19 protein-coding genes and 1 pseudogene are annotated in these 20,259 nt (G+C 53.4%); 13 read left to right on the top strand and 7 right to left on the bottom strand.

From position 1 onward, the window contains the following. The first annotated feature begins 52 nt into the window (after positions 1–52). The 6 genes from GRH90_RS04515 (at position 53) to bglB (ending at position 8,245) form a co-directional block, all read left to right on the top strand. Positions 53–652 carry a hypothetical protein gene (locus GRH90_RS04515; RefSeq protein ID WP_246235873.1) on the top strand — a complete coding sequence of 200 codons (600 nt, stop codon included), beginning with the start codon at positions 53–55 and terminating at the stop codon, positions 650–652. Positions 653–1,445: 793 nt separating this feature from the next. Then, complete coding sequence (locus tag GRH90_RS04510) at positions 1,446–2,708, top strand: MFS transporter (RefSeq protein WP_162364716.1); 1,263 nt, start codon at positions 1,446–1,448, stop codon at positions 2,706–2,708. Positions 2,709–2,791: 83 nt separating this feature from the next. Beyond that, the gene (locus GRH90_RS04505) at positions 2,792–3,784 is read left to right on the top strand and encodes a LacI family DNA-binding transcriptional regulator (RefSeq protein ID WP_162364715.1); all 993 of its coding nucleotides are present in this window, start codon (positions 2,792–2,794) and stop codon (positions 3,782–3,784) included. 525 nt (positions 3,785–4,309) lie between these two features. After that, positions 4,310–5,401: an alcohol dehydrogenase catalytic domain-containing protein gene (locus tag GRH90_RS04500; RefSeq protein ID WP_162364714.1), complete on the top strand. Its 1,092-nt coding sequence runs from the start codon at positions 4,310–4,312 to the stop codon at positions 5,399–5,401. A gap of 101 nt (positions 5,402–5,502) precedes the next feature. Then, on the top strand, positions 5,503–7,098 hold the full coding sequence (locus tag GRH90_RS04495; protein WP_162364713.1) for an MFS transporter: 1,596 nt from the start codon (positions 5,503–5,505) through the stop codon (positions 7,096–7,098). A 4-nt stretch (positions 7,099–7,102) separates the two neighbouring features. Then, positions 7,103–8,245, top strand: a complete 1,143-nt coding sequence (bglB, locus tag GRH90_RS04490) for a beta-galactosidase BglB (protein WP_162364712.1) — start codon at positions 7,103–7,105, stop codon at positions 8,243–8,245. A gap of 159 nt (positions 8,246–8,404) precedes the next feature. Here bglB and GRH90_RS26155 read toward each other — a convergent pair. Beyond that, a pseudogene (locus tag GRH90_RS26155) lies at positions 8,405–9,013 on the bottom strand (IS66 family transposase); the annotation flags it as partial. A 10-nt stretch (positions 9,014–9,023) separates the two neighbouring features. Between GRH90_RS26155 and GRH90_RS04475 the strand changes: the two are divergent. Then, positions 9,024–9,212, top strand: coding sequence for a hypothetical protein (locus GRH90_RS04475; protein WP_218586212.1), 189 nt, complete (start codon positions 9,024–9,026; stop codon positions 9,210–9,212). Between the two features lie 348 nt (positions 9,213–9,560). Continuing rightward, positions 9,561–10,769 (top strand): MFS transporter, encoded by a 1,209-nt coding sequence (locus tag GRH90_RS04470; protein ID WP_162364710.1) that lies wholly within the window; start codon positions 9,561–9,563, stop codon positions 10,767–10,769. A 166-nt stretch (positions 10,770–10,935) separates the two neighbouring features. On the opposite strand, the gene GRH90_RS04465 is transcribed toward GRH90_RS04470, so the two are convergent. After that, on the bottom strand, positions 10,936–11,721 hold the full coding sequence (locus GRH90_RS04465; RefSeq protein ID WP_162364709.1) for an HAD-IIB family hydrolase: 786 nt from the start codon (positions 11,719–11,721) through the stop codon (positions 10,936–10,938). A 74-nt stretch (positions 11,722–11,795) separates the two neighbouring features. Continuing rightward, entirely contained in the window at positions 11,796–12,698 is a 903-nt protein-coding gene (locus GRH90_RS04460) for a LysR family transcriptional regulator (protein ID WP_246235869.1), read from the bottom strand. An 87-nt stretch (positions 12,699–12,785) separates the two neighbouring features. Between GRH90_RS04460 and GRH90_RS04455 the strand changes: the two genes are divergently transcribed. The 4 genes from GRH90_RS04455 to GRH90_RS04440 are packed head-to-tail and all read left to right on the top strand — an operon-like array spanning position 12,786 to position 16,465. Next, positions 12,786–13,580, top strand: a complete 795-nt coding sequence (locus GRH90_RS04455; protein WP_162364708.1) for a substrate-binding periplasmic protein — start codon at positions 12,786–12,788, stop codon at positions 13,578–13,580. Continuing rightward, positions 13,577–14,365 carry an amino acid ABC transporter ATP-binding protein gene (locus GRH90_RS04450; protein WP_162364707.1) on the top strand — a complete coding sequence of 263 codons (789 nt, stop codon included), beginning with the start codon at positions 13,577–13,579 and terminating at the stop codon, positions 14,363–14,365. Before GRH90_RS04455 ends, GRH90_RS04450 begins: the two co-directional genes overlap by 4 nt. 2 nt (positions 14,366–14,367) lie before the next feature. After that, the gene (locus tag GRH90_RS04445; RefSeq protein WP_162364706.1) at positions 14,368–15,045 is read left to right on the top strand and encodes an amino acid ABC transporter permease; all 678 of its coding nucleotides are present in this window, start codon (positions 14,368–14,370) and stop codon (positions 15,043–15,045) included. A gap of 16 nt (positions 15,046–15,061) precedes the next feature. After that, the gene (locus tag GRH90_RS04440; protein ID WP_162364705.1) at positions 15,062–16,465 is read left to right on the top strand and encodes an MmgE/PrpD family protein; all 1,404 of its coding nucleotides are present in this window, start codon (positions 15,062–15,064) and stop codon (positions 16,463–16,465) included. A gap of 415 nt (positions 16,466–16,880) precedes the next feature. Here the strand turns inward: GRH90_RS04440 and hxlB are convergent, their stop codons facing one another. From hxlB to GRH90_RS04420, 4 genes are read right to left on the bottom strand one after another with little or no spacing between them, the layout of a single operon-like run. Continuing rightward, positions 16,881–17,447 carry a 6-phospho-3-hexuloisomerase gene (hxlB, locus tag GRH90_RS04435; RefSeq protein ID WP_162364704.1) on the bottom strand — a complete coding sequence of 189 codons (567 nt, stop codon included), beginning with the start codon at positions 17,445–17,447 and terminating at the stop codon, positions 16,881–16,883. Then, positions 17,444–18,082: a 3-hexulose-6-phosphate synthase gene (hxlA, locus tag GRH90_RS04430; protein WP_162364703.1), complete on the bottom strand. Its 639-nt coding sequence runs from the start codon at positions 18,080–18,082 to the stop codon at positions 17,444–17,446. The genes hxlB and hxlA overlap by 4 nt, the downstream gene beginning before the upstream one ends. Positions 18,083–18,122: 40 nt before the next feature. After that, positions 18,123–19,064 (bottom strand): class I mannose-6-phosphate isomerase, encoded by a 942-nt coding sequence (locus GRH90_RS04425; RefSeq protein WP_162364702.1) that lies wholly within the window; start codon positions 19,062–19,064, stop codon positions 18,123–18,125. A gap of 20 nt (positions 19,065–19,084) precedes the next feature. Then, a complete protein-coding gene (locus tag GRH90_RS04420) occupies positions 19,085–19,843 on the bottom strand; it encodes a DeoR/GlpR family DNA-binding transcription regulator (RefSeq protein WP_162364701.1) in 759 nt (252 codons plus the stop codon). Between the two features lie 276 nt (positions 19,844–20,119). On the opposite strand from GRH90_RS04420, the gene GRH90_RS04415 reads away from it, so the two are divergent. Beyond that, a partial coding sequence (locus GRH90_RS04415; protein ID WP_162364700.1) for a transposase occupies positions 20,120–20,259 on the top strand: 140 nt, incomplete at its 3' end.

The raw sequence follows: 20,259 nt of genomic DNA, 5'->3' as shown, positions 1-20,259 counted from the left end.
ATACGGGCCCATTAATGCCAAATAGACCCCATAACGATGGAATAGTTATCTAATGCCCACAAAATTGACGAACGGCAAAATTGTTATCAACACGCTTACCGGCTCGCTACGGCGGATCGTTAATATCCAACCAGAAGAGATCCCGGCGCTGGCATGGTCCTGGCTGTATGTGTTTGCCCTTTTTCTGGCTTATTATGTGCTGCGGCCGATTCGGGATGGGTTGGGCGTGACGGGCGGCATGCGCGATTTGCCCTGGCTGTTTACCGGCACGCTGCTGGCGATGCTGGCGGTGAACCCGCTGTTTGCCGCCGCGGTGCGGCGATGGCCACGCGAGCGTTTTATTGCTTTAACCTACCGTTTTTTTATCGTCAACCTGCTTATCTTCATGCTGCTGATGACGGTGGCCACACCCGGCCATTCGGTGTGGGTCGGCAGGGCTTTCCTTATTTGGGTTTCCGTCTTTAACCTGTTTGTGGTGTCGGTATTCTGGTCGTTTATTGTCGATGTGTTCGACCGTGAACAAGGCAAGCGGCTACTCGCTGATGAAAGAGCACCGCAAACGGAACCTGCCTGGGTGATGAAAAATAGCCGGGCCCCCACAGCCCGTCCGATAACGTTAACCTACCTACATGCACAACAGAGAAATGAATGAGGTTGCATAATGGCAGAGAGAGCCTCAATAGTTCCTTAACGGTTCCTAATGTTGCCAAATCAGGATGATGGGGCACGGGAGGGGAGTCAGTATCGTCAGGTCAATATCGAACGGCAAGGCGAGTTCGCCGCCCGTTTACGCCATTTCTCCTCATAAATTATGACTTTGTTTGCCCTACTGAATAGCAAAATCAGGCATCACATGCGCCATGAAAAATATCTATTTAATCCTGGCGCGGTCAGTTGCCAGCGGCGTGGTACTAGCACATATTCCTTTATCCGCGCCGTTAATCCTAGTAACTGTGTTCAACCTGATAAAGACCTACTGGCGGTATTGCCAAAACCGGTTGTATAAAGAACAAAGGAATCTATCTGTTCCGGCTACCGCTAAAGAATTATGACCAGTTTCCAAAGCGTTTGTCCCTCGCGGCTGGGGCTGGATACCCGGGTAAAACCAAAATCGCGTGGCGAGCGGACCCCGTTACCTATTGAGCGCCGATTTCATGATCTTCACAAAACTCCGCTTGTCCTCTGGACTGCAGTGAAATGTTCATCAAAAGCAATTTGACATTATTTTTAACGCAACACTTACTTTCCTGCTTAATATGTTCCAGTAAAATTTATCAGTCAGCGAATGATGATTTTTAAACTCTAAAGTTAATAAAGAATAGCTTACAACCTACTGATTATAAATATTTTTTTTGATTGCGGCGCATAATTGATCTTGTTCTCCAACCCCATCATGCCGCTGACAGAAAGAATGCCCTGAGTAAAAAATGAATAAAATCTTACAGGTGTGGCTCAGCCCGGAAAAGAAAAGAGCCGGTCGGAAACTCCGAATTTATAACGTTATTTTGTTAGCTGCATTTATTACATTGGCCTTAAATCTGCGCGCGCCGCTGACCTCCCTACCTTCAGCGATCGCCGATATCAGGGCGGGCCTCGGTATCAGTTCGGGCCTCGCGGGGGTGTTGACGGCCATTCCGGTTTTCTGCTTCGGTATCCTCACGCCGTTTGCCTCGCTGATCCTTGCAAAAGTGTCCATTGAGCGCGCCATTTTTATTACATTGTGCGCAATAGTCCTCGGCACGCTGCTACGGTCCGCAGGAGGGTTAAATGCCATCTTTGCGGGCACCTTCGTTCTGGGGGCCGCCTTGACGCTGGGCAATATCGTCTGCCTGATGGTCATTGCCCGGGATTTTTCCCGCCGCTCAGACCTAATGACCGGCGTATACGTCATGGCGATGAGCGTGGGAGCCATGCTGAGTTCCGCTTTCACCGCTCCGCTGGCCTCGGCCTTCGGCTGGCGTTTCGCCTTGGCGAGCTGGTGCATTTTGGCGCTGCTGGCGATGGTCTTATGGGCCGGGGTGGCATACCTGGCCGCGCGTAATACGTCCGCGTCGCATATCGGCTATCACTCGCGGCCCCGTCAGACAACAGTCGTCTCCCGCGGGCAAAGCGCCATCGGGGAATCAGCGCCGGCCAATAAAACCGCCAGTCGCCGGCCGGTGGCGTGGTTGCTGGCCGCGGCTTTCGCTTGCCATACCTTTATTTTTTATGGCATGACGGCTTGGTTGCCGGATTATTTGGTGCAACGCGGGGGCATGAATATCTACCAGGCGGGTTTCGCGGCATCACTGTTTCAAATTCTCGGTATCGTGGGCTGTTTTGGCATTCCCTGGCTGAGGTCGACAATGCATTTTTCCCATGCCCGGCTGTTTCTGATTGTGGCAATCGCGTGGTTCATTTTGCCGGTAGGGCTGATTATGGCGCCGAAAGTCTGTTTTCTGTGGATCTTTTTTGGCGGTATCGGCGCGGGAGGGGGATTTTCAGTCGTTTTCATGCTGGTCATGGCGCATGCCACAAACCTTGATGATAACCGGGCAATTTCATCTTTTGTCCAAGGGGTAGGTTACATTGTGGCGTCAGCCAGTCCCGCCGTGATTGGCGGGCTTCATCAGCTTGCCGGCGACTGGGTGCCGAGCTTTATTTTACTGGCGCTGGTCGCCGTCTTGATGGCGGCAAGCGGGCTTTGCGTGGCCGGCTATCGTCATTAAAACAACACTCTTAAAACTTGTGGATAATCCCAGGTATTTTAGATGGTATACTGGATCCCTTTCGGATCGGTGATCTTCGCCTTATGAAAGCTTTTAGTCATAAATCTGCCACAATCACGGATATTGCGCTCCTCGCCGGCGTAAGCAGTATTACCGTTTCCCGAACCTTTACCGCGCCGGAAAAAGTAAAAACGCAAACCCGGGAGAAAATTCTGCGGATTGCGCGCCAGTTAGACTATGTTCCTAACGTTTTCGCGCAAAATATCAAAACCACGCAGAGCCCGATTATAGGTATTGTCACCGATGATACGTTTAACCAAAGCTACGCCTACGTGATCCAGGAAATGTGTCATCATGCCGAGGCCAAAGGGTATTCCGTGATGATTTTCACCACCCGCGGCAGCCGGGAGTCGGAGGCCAGGGCCATCAACACTTTGGTTAGCTATAAAGCGGCGGGCGTGGTGCTGTCGGTCATTAACGATACGCCGGACTATGACGTCAGCCATCTGAAAATACTGTATAATTCTTCGACTAAACTGATTCAGTTCGACCGCCAGTTCAATACCTCTCTGCCCGCAGTCTGTGTGAATGACCAGCGCGCCGGCGAGCTTATTGCTTCAGTGGTTAGGGACAAAGGCTACCGAAAGCTCCTGATCGTCGGGGGCAACGAGCGTTCGCGCATCACCCGCTCGCGAGTAAACGGTATTTGTGAAAATATTCCGTCTGACGTACGGGTCACGCGCCTGTACGCCGATTATCGCTACGACTTGGCGAAGGAGAAAATAGCCAGCCACTTCTCCTCCGGAGCGATCGATTACGACGCTATCATCGGCATTAATGGTGCTATTTCACTTGCCGCCAGCAACATTGCCGCTCGCTGGTCACTCAATATGATCGATTTTCTGTCGATTGATGATATTCCTAATGCGGAGGATTTCGGCCTGTTCTACCCCTGCGTGGTGCATGATTACAAACAATGGGCAATGACCGTCGCGGAAAACCTGATCGCGGCGATTGAAGAGCGCCCCTGGCAACAACGCACGATTATCAATGGCTTCTTGAAAAACCATCGCTAAAAGACCAGGGATTTACTCGTACTCGTCAGGACTGGCGCGATAAATCCAGTCAACAGCGCTCCGGCAAAAGAAAGTGTTCATAACCTCAAGCCCCGGCAGGGCCATCGCGGCCCTAGACCGCGTTTAACCCGGCGGTCAGATGACCGCACCCACGTTAAGCGGCATAAAGTAAAACGCTACATCCACTACATTGCAGCCCGCATAGCCAAAACCACTACTCCTTCGCATGATGCTCCAGCACACGGCCAGAACATCCGCTTAGACTGCCATGAGGGGTAATCGGAGGCCGAAAATTTTGTATAACCAATATGTTTACGTAAACATTATACTAATTTTTTTTGGAATTACTTTGAGATTGAAAATTATTTTTTTTAAAAATTAAAATAAATATTTATACAATTGATTGATATATAGATAAAAAATAAATAATTTGTAATATGGATCACATAAAACACGAAGATTGTTATTAATGTTTACGAAAACATTTTAACCTGATTGCACATCATTGTAATAGGAAGAACATTCGTGACAACTCTACCTTCTGAAATCAAGCAATTGGTCAACTTTGGCCCCGAAGACTACCGTCTGGTATCGGCCCCCGTGCCGCAGCCCAAGGAAAAGGAGCTGCTGGTGAAGATTGGCGCCTGCGGTATCTGCGCGTCCGATTTCCACTGCTATCACGGCGCCCCGATGTTCTGGGGAAATGACACTTTCCCCAGGTACGTCAAAACACCGGTGGTCTCCGGTCATGAGTTCTACGGTGAAGTCGTGGCCGCCGGCCCGAACGCGCTGGAGCACTTCGGCGTCGAGCTGGGCGATCGGGCGATCGCCGAGCAGATCGTCCCCTGTGAAAAGTGTCGATTCTGCCGCAACGGGCAGTACTGGATGTGCGAAAAACACGATATCTACGGTTTTCAAAAGCAGGACGCCGACGGCGGCATGGCGGAATATATGTTGTTCAAACCCACCAGCCGGGTACATAAAATCCCCAAGAGCCTGTCGCCGGAAGAGTGCGCCCTGATAGAGCCTTTCTCCTGTTCCGTACATGCGGTCAACCGCGCCAGCATTGAATTTAACGATGTGGTGGTACTGGCGGGAGCCGGTACATTAGGGCTGGGTATGATCCAGGCCATTAAGCTGAAGACGCCCAAAAAATTGATCGTTATCGATACCATGCCATACCGCCTGGCGCTGGCGAAAAAACTGGGGGCGGACGAGGCGCTGAATCCGCTGGAAGACGATGTGGTCGCCAGGGTGAAAGCGATGACCGATGGCTATGGTTGCGATGTCTATATTGAGGCTACCGGCAACCCCGCCGCCGTAAATCAAGGGCTGCAAATGGTGCGCAAGCTGGGACGTTTTGTAGAATTCAGCGTTTTCAGCCGGGAAACCTCCGTTGACTGGTCGATTATCGGCGATCGCAAAGAGCTTGATATCCGTGGCGCGCATCTCAGCCCAGGCTGCTATGAAACTGTTATCGACTTGTTCCATCGCAAGCTGATGACCGCCGAGGGCATAGTTACGCATAAATTTTCACTTGATAACTGGCAGGAAGCGTTCAAAACCTTCGGCACGCCGGAAGCCGTCAAGGTTCTGCTGGTTCCCCACGCCGATTAAGCATCGGCCGATAAAAGATAATAGAGCAGAAGGCGCCGGTTTACTTATCACGGGCCGGCGTCTTTCCCCATCCAATCTTTTCAATTTGGGGCACCATGACAATGAAAACACGTACCATAGGACTTCCCCATTATCTGGCCTACGGCTCGGGGGACTTTTTAGGCGCGGGCACCGCCGTGTTGACCGCTGCCTGGCTGCTTTATTTCTATACCACCTTCTGTGGGCTTTCCCCCATTGAAGCCACCTTTATCTTCGCGTGCGCGCGCGTGCTGGACGCTTTCGCCAGCCCGCTAATGGGCTACCTAAGCGACAACTTCGGTAACAACTGGTTCGGTAAACGGTTCGGGCGGCGCAAATTCTTCATCCTGCTGGGCATCCCGTGTGTCTTTAGCTACACCTTCATGTGGGTCGGCGGCATGGGTTTCTGGTTCTACCTGCTGACCTATTTGTTATTCGACGTTGTCTATACCATGATTCTGGTGCCCTACGAAACGCTGGTGCCGGAAATGACGGATGATTTTAGGCAGAAAACAAAATTCTCCGGCGCCCGTATCGCGATGGGACAGCTGTCCGCGATTCTGGCAGCGTTCATGCCCGGCATTCTTCTGTCCCACTTCGGTAAGGACAACGCCATTTCGTTTTTCTACTCCAGTCTGGTGTTCACTATTATCTGCGCCATCGTGCTGGCCTTGGTGTACTGCTTCACCTGGGAGCGCCCGGCTGCGCTGAAATCCGAGGCTGAACGTAAGGTTGAGCGCGAAAAGCAGCAATTGACGCTAGGCCAGAGCCTCAAACGCCTGCGCGTCGAACTCACCTCGACCCTGCGCATCAAGATTTTCCGTCAGCATCTAGGGCTGTATCTGGGGGGGTATATCGCGCAGGATGTGTTCAACGCGGTGTTTACCTATTATGTCGTGTTCGTACTAATGCAAAGCGCCACGGTGGCCTCTAACCTGATGGGCGTAATGGCTATTCTGCAATTCGTGGCGGTCATCGGCATGATCCCGCTGTGCATCCGCTTCGGACCCGCGCCTTCCTATCGCCTTGTTGTGGTGCTGTTCGGCCTGGCTTCTGCGTCGTTCGCGCTTGTGTATTATGCCGGTATGAGCGATGTATACGCCTTGCTGTTATTCATTTCCGTCATTGCCGGGCTGGGCCGCGGCGGGATCAATTATGTGCCGTGGAATACCTATACCTACATTTCCGATGTGGATGAAATTATCACCTCGCAACGCCGGGAAGGTATTTTTGCCGGCGTGATGACCATGACCCGTAAAGCTTCACAGGCCGGGGCGGTGATGCTGGTGGGCATAGTCATGCAGCTGTCCGGCTTTGTCTCCGGTCAAAGCGTGCAGGATCCGCAAGTCAGCCATACCATCCTACTGATTCTCAGCGTCGGTACGGTAGGCGTACTGGCAATAGGCTTTGCCATATCCCTGACCTATAAGCTTAATCTGCACACCCATCAACTGCTGCAAGACGAAAACCGCCGGATGCGCGCCGCCAGTCGCACCCTGCCGGAAAGCGTGTCGCCCGAGACTCGCGCCACGGTGGAAATGCTGACTGGTTTGCAATACGAATCACTCTGGGGGAATAACAACATCGGCTATCTAAACCGTCACAAAGCCCCGGCGGTCAAAGCCGGTAACGCGCGCTCCACGATGCCCTCTTCTGAAAACGATAAATACGCAGGATAACCTCATGACAATCTTTCCCGTAACACACAGCGCGTTACTGCGCCAGCCGGAATATTTCATCTCCCGCGACGCGCTTAAGACGCTAATCCACAAAGTTACTCATAATCTCATCAATATAGAGGACCCTACCGGCGAATTCGTGCTGCATCTTGACGATGGACGGGTGATTGATGCCAAGGGATGGTCCGGCGGCTGGGAATGGACCCACGGCATTGGCTTGTACGGTATTTATCAATATTACCAGCAGACCGGCGACCAGCAAATGCGGGGAATTATCGACGACTGGTTCAGCGCGCGGCTGGCTGAAGGCACGCCAACCAAAAACGTCAATACCGTATGCCCCTTGCTGACGCTGGCCTATCGCTACGAGGAAACCCGCAATCCGGCCTGGCGCCCCTACCTGGAACGCTGGGCGGAATGGGTAATGTACGGCATGCCGCGTACCGATAAAGGCGCGCTGCAACATATCGTTATCCACAAAGAGAATCATCAGCAACTGTGGGACGACACGATAATGATGACCGTGCTGCCGTTGGCTAAAATCGGCAAGCTGTTGAACCGACCCGAGTTTGTGGAAGAGGCCAAATATCAGTTCCTGGTGCATATTCAGTATTTAATGGACCGGGAAACCGGACTGTGGTTTCACGGCTGGACCTTTGAGGGCCATCATAACTTTTCCCAGGCACGCTGGGGACGCGGCAACAGTTGGCTGACGGTGGCAATACCTGATTTCCTTGAACTGCTGGACCTGCCGGAGCAGGACGCCACCCGGCGCTATCTATTGCAAGTGCTAACCAGCCAGGTCCGAGCTCTGGCTGAGCTACAACACGACAGCGGACTGTGGCACACGCTGCTGGATGACCGCGGTTCCTATCTGGAAAGTTCGGCTACCGCCGGCTTCGCCTACGGTATACTCAAGGCGGTGCGCAAACGGTATATCGATCCGTCATATGCCTCAGTGGCCCAGAAAGCGGTGCGCGGGGTGGTGGACCATATCGGCGACGATGGCGAACTCAAACAAGTATCGTTTGGCACCGAGATGGGCAAGGATCTGGACTATTATCGTCAGATCCCATTGACTCCGATGCCCTATGGCCAGGCGATGGCCATTCTTTGCCTGGCGGAATACCTGCGAATTTATCTGTGACGGCGCTGGCGATGGTGTGTGATTGATCCAGCGGGGATAATCAATTGACTCTCTGGCTCGCGGCGATGAAGGCGGCGATATTCATCATCTTGTATTATGTTTTTGTTCTCAACAAAACTCGGCTTTGGGGTAAGCGCCCGCCCGGCACCCTATTGACAGTTATTCAGCAGGGATGTTGAGGTTCCACGGCAGGAGATCTTTGATCTTAGTGATGGGATGATCCGCGATAATCGCCAGTACATGACGCAGGTACGATTCCGGTTCGACACCGCGTGTACATCAACGCCGCCCGGTCGCCGCCGCTGTCCGGGCCCATGAACAGGTAGTTTTTCCGGCCCAGGCCCACCACCCGCAGCGCGTTTTCCGCGATATTGTTATCGATCTCCGCCCAACCACCGCTGGCGTAGTAACACAACGCCTGCCAGTGGTTCATCAGGTAGTTGAACGCCTTGGCCGTATCGGCCTGTCGCGACAGCGTGGTGAGCTTTTCCCGGATCCAGCGCTCAGGCTGATGAGTATCGATCGGGATCGCGCTTCGCGCGCCTGTCGTCGTTCTTTGGCCGGACGCCCCCGGGTGTCGGCTTCGATCGCATACAGCCCACCTATCCGATGCAGGGCTTCGGTGGTGGCCGGCGACGGATGCCGCACGTGGATATCATGGATTTTGCGCCGGGCGTGGGCCATGCAGCCGACCTCGCGGATATGGCCTCCTTCATATAACGGATTGAAGCCCGCGTACGCATCCGCCTGCAACAGTCCGCTCGCGCCTCATAAGTTAATGTACAAAAATCAAGATATTAAGCTGGATTTCATTTCACATGCGAAAGCAATGGCTTTCGAAGCGGAACGCCATAAATTAGGTATTCTAATCAGGGATATTGATGATACCGAATTTGAAGAACTGATAAAAAAAGCGCAAGGTCTAGGGGACTATGATTTTAATGCAGACCTCCCGGTGGACATCTAACGATGATGACTGACATCAACCATCGTAAGCATCTGGCTGAGGCACTCAATCGCGCGCTGTCGCAACTAAATGGTGATTGAGAGTGAGCATTGCGCGCGCCGTTCACTTACTCATAAGGGACGCCGGTGCCAAATGTGTCATTACTCTTTAATATGGCTAGTAAATAAACCCCCGCTGCAAGCAGCGGGAAATGTATCCGGAAATGGATTCAAATAACATAAGGTTATAGTGGTAAATTGCTATTTAAAATAAGAGCATAGATAAAATTTAGGCATTGCACTAAATGATGCCAAAAATCAATGTAACACCAAAATTTAAGCCGGCGCCGGAATACAAATTGGAGATATCATGGCTAATCCTTATCGCGACATGCTGACGACCCCCGGAGTGAAGGGATTGGTGTTCGCGAGTTTTATTGTGCGCCTGCCACAGGCGATGATCGGCATCGGCATCATTACCATGTTGGCGGAGCAGCGTGGCCTTTATTGGCTGGCGGGCGCGGTCGCAGCCACATTTACGTTAGCAAACGCGCTTATCGGCCCGCGCGTGTCAAAATTCGTTGACCGGCACGGCCAGAGCCGGGTTCTTCCGGTTATTACCGCCTTCAGCATTGTCATGCTGCTGGCGCTGCTGATTGCAGCCTATATGAAAGTCACTGCTCCATTCCTTTTTATTCTTGCTGCACTGGCCGGCACAATGCCGAACATGCCTGCCATGATAAGGGCGCGCTGGACAGCGCTATTCCGAGGCAATCCGCTATTGCATACGGCCTTTTCCCTCGATACCGCGCTAACAGAGCTGTCCTATATTATTGGCCCAGTACTGGCCATTGCCTTGAGCACGAGCGTCTTTGCCGAAGCGGGACCTCTTGCTGCCGTCTTGTTGCTGGTGATTGGCATGACCGCCTTTCTTTTGCAACGGCAGACGGAGCCGAAAGTGGTCAGCAGCGGCATAAGGATCGGAAGCTCTACCTTGCGTATCCCCGGTCTTCGTATCATCTTTCTGGCGCTTATGGCGATGGGCGTGATTGGGGGTTCAATCGATGTGGCCGTCGTGGCCTTCGCCAACGCACAACATTGGCCAACGGCCGCCAGTTTCATCCTTGCCGCCTACGCGCTCGGCTCGGTGATCTCCGGCCTGGCTTTCGGCGCGTTCAGAATTGCCTTGCCGCTTGAGAGGCAGTTCCTTATTGGCGTACTGGTCACGGCGGTAACAGCGATATTGCCCATTCTCTCACCGGACGTCTATATCATGACGGGAATGGTCTTTGTGGCAAGCCTATCCTTCGCGCCGACCATGGTCGTCGTCATGAATCTTGGCACCCTCATTGTTCCACCGTCCAAGCTCACTGAAGGACTGACATGGATGACGACCGGCATCAGTATTGGCGTAGCGCTCGGCAGCGCACTTTCGGGCCGGATTATCGACGCCTTTGGCGCCCGGGCAGGCTTCGGCGTACCCATCGTCGCGGGGCTCGTCATGGTGATGGTCGTGCTTATCGGTTTGCGCACGCTTCGTGCCGCGTCCGCGACGCACGAAGCGCTGACCTTCCCGTAATGAAAAGTCGCAATCTCTGCCATTTGTTGATGCTACATACACTATAAAGACATCGCCTCTGAGCGCAGGATCGACATCGTTAAAAAGCAAGCAGCCCTTATTTACTTTGGAAATGAACACCGCCGGGGGATATGCCGCTTCTTGTCCAGCCCGCTGGTTCGTCTATTCAGTACTGATACGCAGCAATGACGGCTTCTGCGGCTTCGATAAAACCGGCGCCTCCCGGCCCTTGTGTGATCCAGCGGGGGGGAGTGGGGATCTCGTGCAGGTATTGGCGCACCGTACTGACCCCCACCGTGTGTTGGAAGAAGCTGAACATGGGCGCGTCGTTGGTGGAATCTCCCGTGTAGAGAATTGTATCCGACCGGGAGTCGATATCCACGCCGTAGACCTCCGCCAGTATGCGCCGTGTCATGACCAGCTTGTCATAGTCACCCAACCAGCCCAACACCCATAGATTGTTGATGGTAGTATTTGCGCCAGAGGCGCGTAAGTGCTCGGCCAGGCCGCGGGCAATAGCGTGGTCCCCAGGCTGCGCAAAAGCCAGACTGGTCAGTCGGAAGGGCTGATCGTCGGCGAAAGTGGCACCCGGTATTGCACCGAGCACCTCTTTGGCGATGTCGTCAAGCCGGTTACGGATGCCCGGTAGTTCTTCCGGCTTATGCCAGAATGTACGCATTACACCATGTCCATGCGGCACCCGCTGGAAAAACAGGCCGCCGTTCTCGCCAATCACGCCATCGACCGGCCACATCCTGGCCATCTGATCGCACCAGCCCGCGGGTGCCGCGGTAACGGGGATCGCTTTTATTCCTATCGCCTGTAATCGCTCAAGCGCTGCGTAGGTAGAAGCAGCCAACCTGCCCTGGTAGGTCAGCGTTTCATCCATATCAGTCAGGATAAAACGTACCGATCGGAACACATTGGCTGGGGCGGTAGAGAGTGGTTGCATGGTTGTTTCGCTTCTCTCTTAACTTATTTTGTTGTGGATAACGAAATTAGATAACCTGATTATTAACGTTATCATTATTTCCTGCGCGAAGGCGTGTCAATAAGCGTTCGCATCGCCTTGATAAAACTCTCGGTGGGTTGTGCCGCAACGCTGCGCCCGGCGGTAATGGCCGTAATGGCTATGGGGAGCCTAGGGTTGAATGGCTTGATGGAAAGGCCATCAATATTCGCGCCTGACAGGGTAAATTCGTCTACCAGCGTCAATCCCGCCCCCTGGCGCACCAGATTCACCGCCATTGTATATCGGTTGGTCTCCAGCGCGGATACCGGACGTTCGCGAAAACCGGGAATAGCGGCGGACATCATGGCAATCAGGCGCGGGTCGGTGGTGATGTAGATCAGCTCGCGGGGATCGATATCGTCCCAGGTCATTGCCGCCTGCGCCGCCAATGGGTGCGTTTGCGGCATAACGCACACTATCTCGCCACGACAAACCAGGTTGCCCACCGGTGTCGAACTCTCCTGCGGCTGAACGATAAACCCCAGGTCGTACTGCCCCTGCCCGACGGCGTTCTCAATGTCGTTGTTCAGGCACATATCGAGCACCAGGCCGTAATCGGGAAATTCTTGCCGGAACATGGCGGCGGCCAGCGGCAGCATGTTGATCGCCAGGGCGGGGGTGGCACAAACGCGCAACTGACCGAAACGGTAGCGCCGTACGTGGTCAAGGAAGCGTTCGAAGCGGGCCATGCCCTCCTGCATGCGCATGGCCTCTTCAAACACCTGTTCGGCCTCGGGGGTGGGTACCATTTTTCCATTGGCGCGTTCGAACAACGTGAAACCGATCTGCAGTTCGACCAATGCCAGGCTTTTACTTACCGAAGGCTGCGACATACCGAGCGCCTGGGCGGCCGCGGTCACCGATCCAAGCTGTACTACCTTGACGAAGACATCAAGCTGTTTCGGACTCATTGCCATAAGTGAATATTCTTATATGAATTATGCATTTTGGTGAATGCATGTTGGGTTATAAACTGGCCGAAATTATTCATTTTGGAGCATAACATGAAATTTCGAATGACACAGTGGGTGGCCGCTTCTACTTTAGCCTTGGGCATGCTGTTCGGGCTGACCTCGATGTGCGCCGCCGCCAGCCTGCAGGATATCTTGGGCGGCAAGGTCGTGCGTATCGGTGCCGTCAATGCGCCCCCCTGGTACCAGAAGGATCTGCGCACCAATGAGTGGACCGGTCTGGTACCGGATATTGCCCAGGCCTTGTTTCAGTCTACCGGCGTCAACATCGAGTACATCGATACCCAGTGGGGTACGGCGGTGGCTGGTTTGCAGTCCGATCGTTTTGATTTGCTGGGCGGGTTTAACAACACGCCGGAGCGGGCCAAAGCCATCGACTTTACGCGGCCGATGGGCGCGCACAAGATTGGCATCCTGACGCTCGCAAACGATGCCGGTCGGTATGCCACCTGGGACGCTGTCAACTCGGCCTCCGTCAAACTCGCCGCCATCGACGGCTCGGCAGCGGTCACATTGCTACAACCCAGGTTGGTGAAAACGCAGTGGGTCATTGTTCCCACCAGCGATGCCATGCAGCTCGAATTGGAGAGCGGGCGGGCCAACGCTTTACTCACCAACGATATTCAGATGTCGCAATACATCGCGAAGCGCGGCCGCGGCACCATGATCATTCCCACCCCGGTGCAGGAGCAACCCACCAATATCGGCTTGCGCAAAGATCGGGCCGCGTTGCGTGAATGGCTGGACCAGCGGCTTGACAGCCTGGAGAAAGACGGCACGCTCGACCGTATCTGGAGCAAATATATCGTCCAGGCAACGAAACCATGAGCGAGTCTTTACCGCCGCCGTTGCTGAGAGTTGAATCCCTGGGCAAGTCTTTTGCCGGTCGCCCGGTACTGAGCGACATTTCTTTCAACGTCCATGCCGCCGAAGTCATCGGGTTGATCGGGCGCAGCGGATCGGGCAAATCGACCCTGTTGCGCTGCCTCAACCGGCTTGAGCATCCCGATACGGGCCAGATTTGGCTGGCTGACGAAGAAATAGGATTCCAGGGAACCAAACGTCATCCCGCGCGCGCGGGTACGCTGGCCCGGCAACGCGCTGCAATGTCGATGGTGTTTCAGCATTTTAACCTCTGGCCGCACCGGACGGTGCTGCAAAATGTCACAGAGGGGCCCACTTCGGTGCGCGGTGTGCCGCGCGACATCGCCATCGCGCAAGCCATGGCGATCCTTACCCGCATTGGATTAGAGTCAAAGGCCCAGGCCTACCCGGCGACATTGTCGGGCGGGCAACAGCAGCGCGTGTCCATCGCCCGCGCATTGGCCATGCAACCGCGCCTGATCCTGTTCGACGAACCGACGTCCGCCCTGGACCCTGAACTGGTCGGTGAAGTGCTGTCGGTCATGACCGATTTGGCCGGTTCCGGCACCACCATGTTGGTGGTCACACATGAAATGCGGTTTGCGTTGCGGGTCTGCCATCGCATTCTGTTCCTCGACCAGGGCCGTATCGTTGATCAGGGAACGCCCGCGGCGCTACTGCAACGTCCTCCTGACACGGCGATCCGCCGTTTTCTTGCCTCGTCCGGTCCCATGCCCGAGAGAAACTGACTATGCCTGCTTATCAATGGGATTTTGGGGTACTGCTGGAGTATCGGGGTGTGCTGGCCGACGGCATTCTGATGACCCTTCGGGTGCTGGCCTTATCCGTCACGCTGGGCATTTTACTCGGGTTGGTGCTGGCTCCCTTGCGCTCCGCATCCTCACGCTTGCTGCGCCTGCCGGCGCAAGCGCTGATCGAAGTGGTGCGTTCGATACCACCGCTGGTACTGGTGGTGTGGGCCTACTACTGCCTGCCGATATTGACGGGATTGACGTTATCGTCTTACTGGACCTGCGTGCTGGCCCTGGCGCTGTATGGCAGTGTCTTTTTCGCCGAGATTTTCCGATCGGGTTTGCAGTCGGTGGACCCCGGATTAGCGGAAGCAGGGCTGGCGGTAGGGATGACCCCTTTCAAAGTCCTTGTGCGTATTACCGCGCCCATCGGTTTCCTGCGTATTCTGCCCGCCTTTGTCGGTCAATGCGTCATGTCGGTAAAGAACTCGGTCCTCGGCAGCTACATCGCGGTAGGTGAATTGCTCTACCAGGGCCAGCGCCTGAGCACCGCGACTTTCCGGCCCCTGGAAACGCTGACCTTCGTCGCCCTGTTTTTTGTCGTCACCATCCTGCCGCTTTCCGTGCTGGCCAGCTATGTGGAACGGCGTATCCAGGCTCGCTACTTTAAGCGCTGAACAGAGATTTTACTCCATGACATTGACCCGTACCCTGGTTCGCTTCGCGGCCCATTTGGCCGATACGGACGTACCGCCGGCGATTCTGCACAAATTGCAACTACATATGCTTGACGCCATCGGCTGCGGCTGGGCCGCCAGCCGCACTTCCATGGCGCAGCGGGCACGCGGTGCCGCCCTGGCGCTTGGCGGAACCGGGCCCTGCCTGGTATTTGGCGCTAACCGGCGGCATGCCCCGGCTGCGGCGGCTTTCGCCAATGCCTTTATCATCAATGCCCTCGACCATGATGATGGTGTCGAAATTGATGGGAAAGGTCTTGGCCATCCCGGTGCCACGCTGTTGGCGGCGGCGCTGGCGGCGCTGGATCAGCAGCCGGGGGCCGTTGATCGGGCCGATGTGCTGGCGGCGCTGGCCGCCGGTTTTGAGGTGAATAATCGCCTTATCCATGCGCTGCAGCCGAGCGCGGAGCGTTTCGCCCAGGTCTATGGCGTCGCCCAGCACCAGGCCATCGGCGCCGCCGTAGTATATGGTCGGCTGTGCCGGTTCGATGAACGCCTGATGCACCAGGCCATCGGTTTGGCCGCGACTTTGACGTGCGTGCCCAGCCTGCACAAATACAACTGGCGGGACCGGCCCATCGCCGCGCTTAAGGACGCCGTCGCGCCGGCGGCACAGGCGGGGGTGCAGGCCGCCATCATGGCCCGATTGGGTTTTGCGGGCAGCCGGGATGTGCTGGATGGCCCGCAAGGCTATTGGCGGATGGTGGGGTCAGACCGCTTTGCGCCGGAGATTTTGGCCGACGGGCTGGGCAGCCGCTGGTATATCGGCTACGGCAGTTTCAAGCGCTATCCGGCCTGCCGCTGGCTGGGAAGCGCCCTGGAGTGCATGGACCTCATTATGCGGGACACCGGCTGGACGCCGGAGGACATCGCCCGCATTGAGGTGCATGCGCCCGCGCGGCTGGCGGAGGATTTCATGGACTATGCGCCGGACAATCCGACCGATGCCCAGTTCAGTTTGCCGTACACGCTGGCGGCCGCTGCCATGGGCCTGACCCGCGGCGCTGCGTGGTATGCCGGGGAAAACCTGCGTTCGCCGCGCCTGCGTGAGCTGGCGGCAAAAGTCCGGGTCGCGGTGGACCCGATGCTGGATGCACGCATGCGCGGCGCGGACCGCCAGCCCGGCGCGCGCGTCATCGTCTTGAGTCTCGCTGGCGATAGGGCGGAGCATACACTGCTTGTGCCGCTTGGCGGCGCCCTTCGGCCGATGCACGAGGAGGAAATTGTGGAAAAAGCGCGTATCAATCTTACCGGTCATGTCCAGGATCCTGAAGCCGTCATCGCAGGCACTTTGCGAACCACGAAGTCAGGGGACACTTATGCTGGGGCCAAGGATGTCGTGAGGGAGTTTCTTCTGTGATCGTTCGCTATCCCGGCGGGAGAACACTGGACCGGCAGGCCAGCAGTCATTTTTCGTCTGTTCTTTCCAGCGTACCAGAATATGGCCGGGTTGAAGCATAAACACCACGAAGGGGGGGATATTCGGCAAGTCCTGCCATTGAAGTTTGTCCTGGCCCTTGTATTTTAACAAATTATTAGATAATTAAGATGCCTGGGAGCGAAGATGTCTATCCTGACCGGAGCGAATATAGCATGTGGCTAAGCGTCATCATCTGGCAATATTTTTGTATATTAATCAGCATGGGGCTAATCTACTGGATGAGAGATAAGATGTTCATCTGATATAGAGAAATTTTTTTCTATTATGTTTCGTCATAGGGTGGGCAAGTTATATATGCTGTATTAGCCCCCTGAATTTAGTCTCACCGGGTTACTTACTCTAGGTTTGCATGTCGCATGAACATTGAATCGCTGGTCTGATTCAGCCGAGGCATCAGTGCCATGATTAACGCGTCATATGAGAGCAGTGTAAGCTGTTCAAAACCAGACCCCATTGGCTGGATGCTTGCGACTTGTGGCTCCTCTTCCTGAACCTTAGGCGAAGCACCAGGCAGGATACACACCGCATCAGCAAGGTGCGCAATGGTAGAGCCTGGAGCCATGGTAATAAGCGCGACCCTGAGGTCGTTCTTTTTGGCTTTCTGGGACATTGCAACCAGACTCTGGGTCTCACCGGAGCCGGAACCGATGATTAGCAGGTCGCCTTCTTGAGCGAAAGTGGCCGTCACGTCGCCAATAACGTTCACGTTCAGCCCTAGGTGCATCAGACGGTTGGCAAACGCCCGAATGACCAGGCCGGAACGTCCTGAACCCGCGAGAAAAATGCGTTTCGCTGTGATGATTTCATCAAGCAGCTTGTTGAATCCTTCTGACTCAATTTGTTCGGCGTTACGGTTGAGTTCGGCTAAAATCTCATGAACATTGTTTTTTACATCGTTCATTTGTTGGCCTCCTTTATCGCATGAGCGATAAGACGCGCTTCCTTCTCAGGATCATGCGAGTTCAGAATACCGCTGCCGACGATGATGATATCCGGGCGGAAAGCAAGATAACTGTTGATGGTCTTGCTGCTGATCCCTCCGGCTACGGCGATTGGCGTCTTTTTTACGCAGCGACGCAGTTCTTCAAGATCCTGCAAAGGAGTACGTCCACTGGCCTGCTGGTCGGCGCCGGTATGAACGGCAATGACATCCACTCCTAACGATTCGAGTACCGGAACGCGGGCAGAGAAATCATTTATGCAGATCATATCAATAAGGACTTTTTTACCTTGTTTTCTGGCTTCTTCCACACAGCCTTTAATGGTCAGATCATCAGTCACAGCAAGTACAGTGATGTAATCTGCGCCCACATCGTAAGCTAGTTTGGCTTCGTAGCCGCCTGCATCCATTATTTTCGCATCACACAACACTTCTTTATTTGGAAACTTCGCCTTCAGCTGTTTAACAGCTTCCCGGCCTGCATCAAGCAGGAATGGCGTGCCGACTTCGATGATATCAACATAAGCAGCCAGTTTTTCTACTGCCTGAAGTGCCTGCAGCAGATTCAGTTTGTCAATGGCGAGTTGTAATTTCATAGCGACCTTCCAAAATTAATTTAATTTGTCGTAACCGGAATTATTCGTTTTCATAGCTTGCAATAAAACAATCGATTTTACCGCGAAATATTAGGGTGCCAAAATTATCAGGAATGAGAATGGTTTCACCTTTTTTAACCGAAATCCCATTAATCCGGCCGCTACCTTCAACAATCGTAATAAAAGCGAAACGCGGTTGTGAATAATGTCCTTCGGTGATGGTTTTTAGCCGCAACAGTGTATATAAGCCGGGCTCATTCCAGTAACGGCTAATTTCACAGCCATTTTCATGGGTGCTGTCAAACCATATAAAATCTTTTGCGTCATCAGGTACAATCACATTATCGATAACTTTATCAATATGTAATTGACGCTCATGGTCGGTTTTCGGGTCGATACGGTTGTAATCGTACAGACGATAGGTCAGGTCGGCATTGCGGGAGATGTTATAAGTCAGAACATCTTTGCCAATGGCATGCAGAGTGCCTGCCGGGATGTCCAGATACCAGTCTTTTTTCGCAGGAATATAGCGAACCAGTTTATCAAATTCTTTTTTCTCGCTAAGTATGCTGAACTCTTCGCGGGATTTTGCATAATGTCCGAAAGCAATGCGGCCATCTTCAGGCGCATTTAGAATGACCCATGCTTCTGGTTTACCTCTGGAATTATCATGCTTGAGTGCATATTCATCGCCCGGGTGTAACTGCACTGATAAATCAGCCAGTGGATCAAGAATATTGACGCGGATTGGTAACCGGACGGTGTCGCATTTGAACCATTCCTGTTTTTCGACATAGAGCTGCGACAGGGTCTTATCTATGCTAGTAACAACACAGTCAGCCTGACCAGGCAGCGCAACCACATTATAGACTTCACCAACGGGGGAAATATCAGTTGTGTAACCGTAACGTTTTTTTAAGCGTTCACCGCCCCAAATACGGGGTTCGAAAAACGGCTCGATTTTAAAAATTTGTTTTTCCATCTAAACCTCAGTTTATACGCTTATGGATGTAACATATTCAAAGAGTCAGGGAGATACTGTTTCTCTTCCGCATTAAGAGCACGTTCAATAATGAATACATCAAACGATTCGAAAGGTGCGTACAGATACATACCGGTTTGCTGGAATTTGCTGCTGTCTGCCAACAATACAGAGCGTTTAGCGCTCGTTATTGCCGCTTCTTTAATATCCAGCTCACGGAAGGAGCGGATGGATGGCCCGCCATCATGGAAGCCATCGCATCCCATAAAGGCAATATCCACTTTAATCTGCTGAAGCGCCTTTATGGCCCAACTGCCGACGTAGGAAAAGCTGGCTTGGCGTAGCTCACCGCCGGTGACCAGAAGTTGATTGCCTGTATCCTGAAGAACCTGAGCGGCTATCATTGAATTTGTTACTATAGTCAAGTCGTTGCGAAGGTTCAATTGCTTAGCCAGTTGGGCCACTGTTGTGCCCGAATCCAGAAAGACAACGCCTTGCTCAGGAACAAGGCTGGCGGCCAGATGCGCGATTTGCGTTTTGGCCTCAACATCTTTTCTTTCCTTAACTGCGTAGGGATTCTCAAGATAGGAACTTGAGGGAGTCACAACGCCATGCCCTTTTTCGAGGATCTTTTTCTCCTGTAAGTAGGCAAGATCTTTCCGAATGGTTTCCGTTGTCACGCCGAGAAGCTCGGCAAGTTCATTGACCTTGGCATGGCCGTTGGCAACGACATGGCTGATGATTCTATTCTTGCGCTCGTAATCGATTGGCTTAGCCATGACACACCCCACAAAACAAACTATAAACAGATTGTTGATCTGTTTATAGTAGGTAGTCAAGAAAAATTATCATGAGTCAATAATATTGATTTTATTTAATATCTATATAAAACATATAATTATAAATTAATATTTGTGATATTTAAATTGGCTTTACGGATTTTTAAAGCACGAGCATGTCCAAGAGCTGGGTAAGCGTACGCCCAGAGCCGTCTGTTAATTACCCGTCAAGTTGTCGAAGATGATGTCCATCATTTTTTTTAATGGACGCTACTCATGAAACAAACCCCCGCAAAACCCTCAAGACGTCGTCCCAATTTCCCGCTGGACTTCAAAATCTGCCTGGTTGAGCAAGCGCTCCAGCCCGGCGTATCCATTGCGAAGCTGGCACGGGATAACGGTATCAATGACAATCT

This window comes from Acerihabitans arboris (assembly GCF_010131535.1).
In the GTDB taxonomy this organism is placed as follows: domain Bacteria; phylum Pseudomonadota; class Gammaproteobacteria; order Enterobacterales; family Enterobacteriaceae; genus Acerihabitans; species Acerihabitans arboris.
The sequence above is the reverse complement of the archived record's forward strand: the minus strand, read 5'-3'. Positions and strand labels throughout refer to the sequence as shown.

What these genes read in the sequence shown, in the direction of transcription:
- bglB (WP_162364712.1), top strand. Translation starts at nt 7,103, where the DNA reads ATGACAATCTTTCCCGTAACACACAGCGCGTTACTGCGCCAGCCGGAA.
- GRH90_RS04445 (WP_162364706.1), top strand. Translation starts at nt 14,368, where the DNA reads ATGCCTGCTTATCAATGGGATTTTGGGGTACTGCTGGAGTATCGGGGT.
- GRH90_RS04495 (WP_162364713.1), top strand. Translation starts at nt 5,503, where the DNA reads ATGAAAACACGTACCATAGGACTTCCCCATTATCTGGCCTACGGCTCG.
- GRH90_RS04420 (WP_162364701.1), bottom strand. Translation starts at nt 19,843, where the DNA reads ATGGCTAAGCCAATCGATTACGAGCGCAAGAATAGAATCATCAGCCAT.
- GRH90_RS04465 (WP_162364709.1), bottom strand. Translation starts at nt 11,721, where the DNA reads ATGCAACCACTCTCTACCGCCCCAGCCAATGTGTTCCGATCGGTACGT.
- GRH90_RS04470 (WP_162364710.1), top strand. Translation starts at nt 9,561, where the DNA reads ATGGCTAATCCTTATCGCGACATGCTGACGACCCCCGGAGTGAAGGGA.
- GRH90_RS04460 (WP_246235869.1), bottom strand. Translation starts at nt 12,698, where the DNA reads ATGGCAATGAGTCCGAAACAGCTTGATGTCTTCGTCAAGGTAGTACAG.
- GRH90_RS04455 (WP_162364708.1), top strand. Translation starts at nt 12,786, where the DNA reads ATGAAATTTCGAATGACACAGTGGGTGGCCGCTTCTACTTTAGCCTTG.
- GRH90_RS04425 (WP_162364702.1), bottom strand. Translation starts at nt 19,064, where the DNA reads ATGGAAAAACAAATTTTTAAAATCGAGCCGTTTTTCGAACCCCGTATT.
- GRH90_RS04515 (WP_246235873.1), top strand. Translation starts at nt 53, where the DNA reads ATGCCCACAAAATTGACGAACGGCAAAATTGTTATCAACACGCTTACC.
- GRH90_RS04450 (WP_162364707.1), top strand. Translation starts at nt 13,577, where the DNA reads ATGAGCGAGTCTTTACCGCCGCCGTTGCTGAGAGTTGAATCCCTGGGC.
- GRH90_RS04440 (WP_162364705.1), top strand. Translation starts at nt 15,062, where the DNA reads ATGACATTGACCCGTACCCTGGTTCGCTTCGCGGCCCATTTGGCCGAT.
- hxlB (WP_162364704.1), bottom strand. Translation starts at nt 17,447, where the DNA reads ATGAACGATGTAAAAAACAATGTTCATGAGATTTTAGCCGAACTCAAC.
- GRH90_RS04475 (WP_218586212.1), top strand. Translation starts at nt 9,024, where the DNA reads ATGTACAAAAATCAAGATATTAAGCTGGATTTCATTTCACATGCGAAA.
- hxlA (WP_162364703.1), bottom strand. Translation starts at nt 18,082, where the DNA reads ATGAAATTACAACTCGCCATTGACAAACTGAATCTGCTGCAGGCACTT.
- GRH90_RS04505 (WP_162364715.1), top strand. Translation starts at nt 2,792, where the DNA reads ATGAAAGCTTTTAGTCATAAATCTGCCACAATCACGGATATTGCGCTC.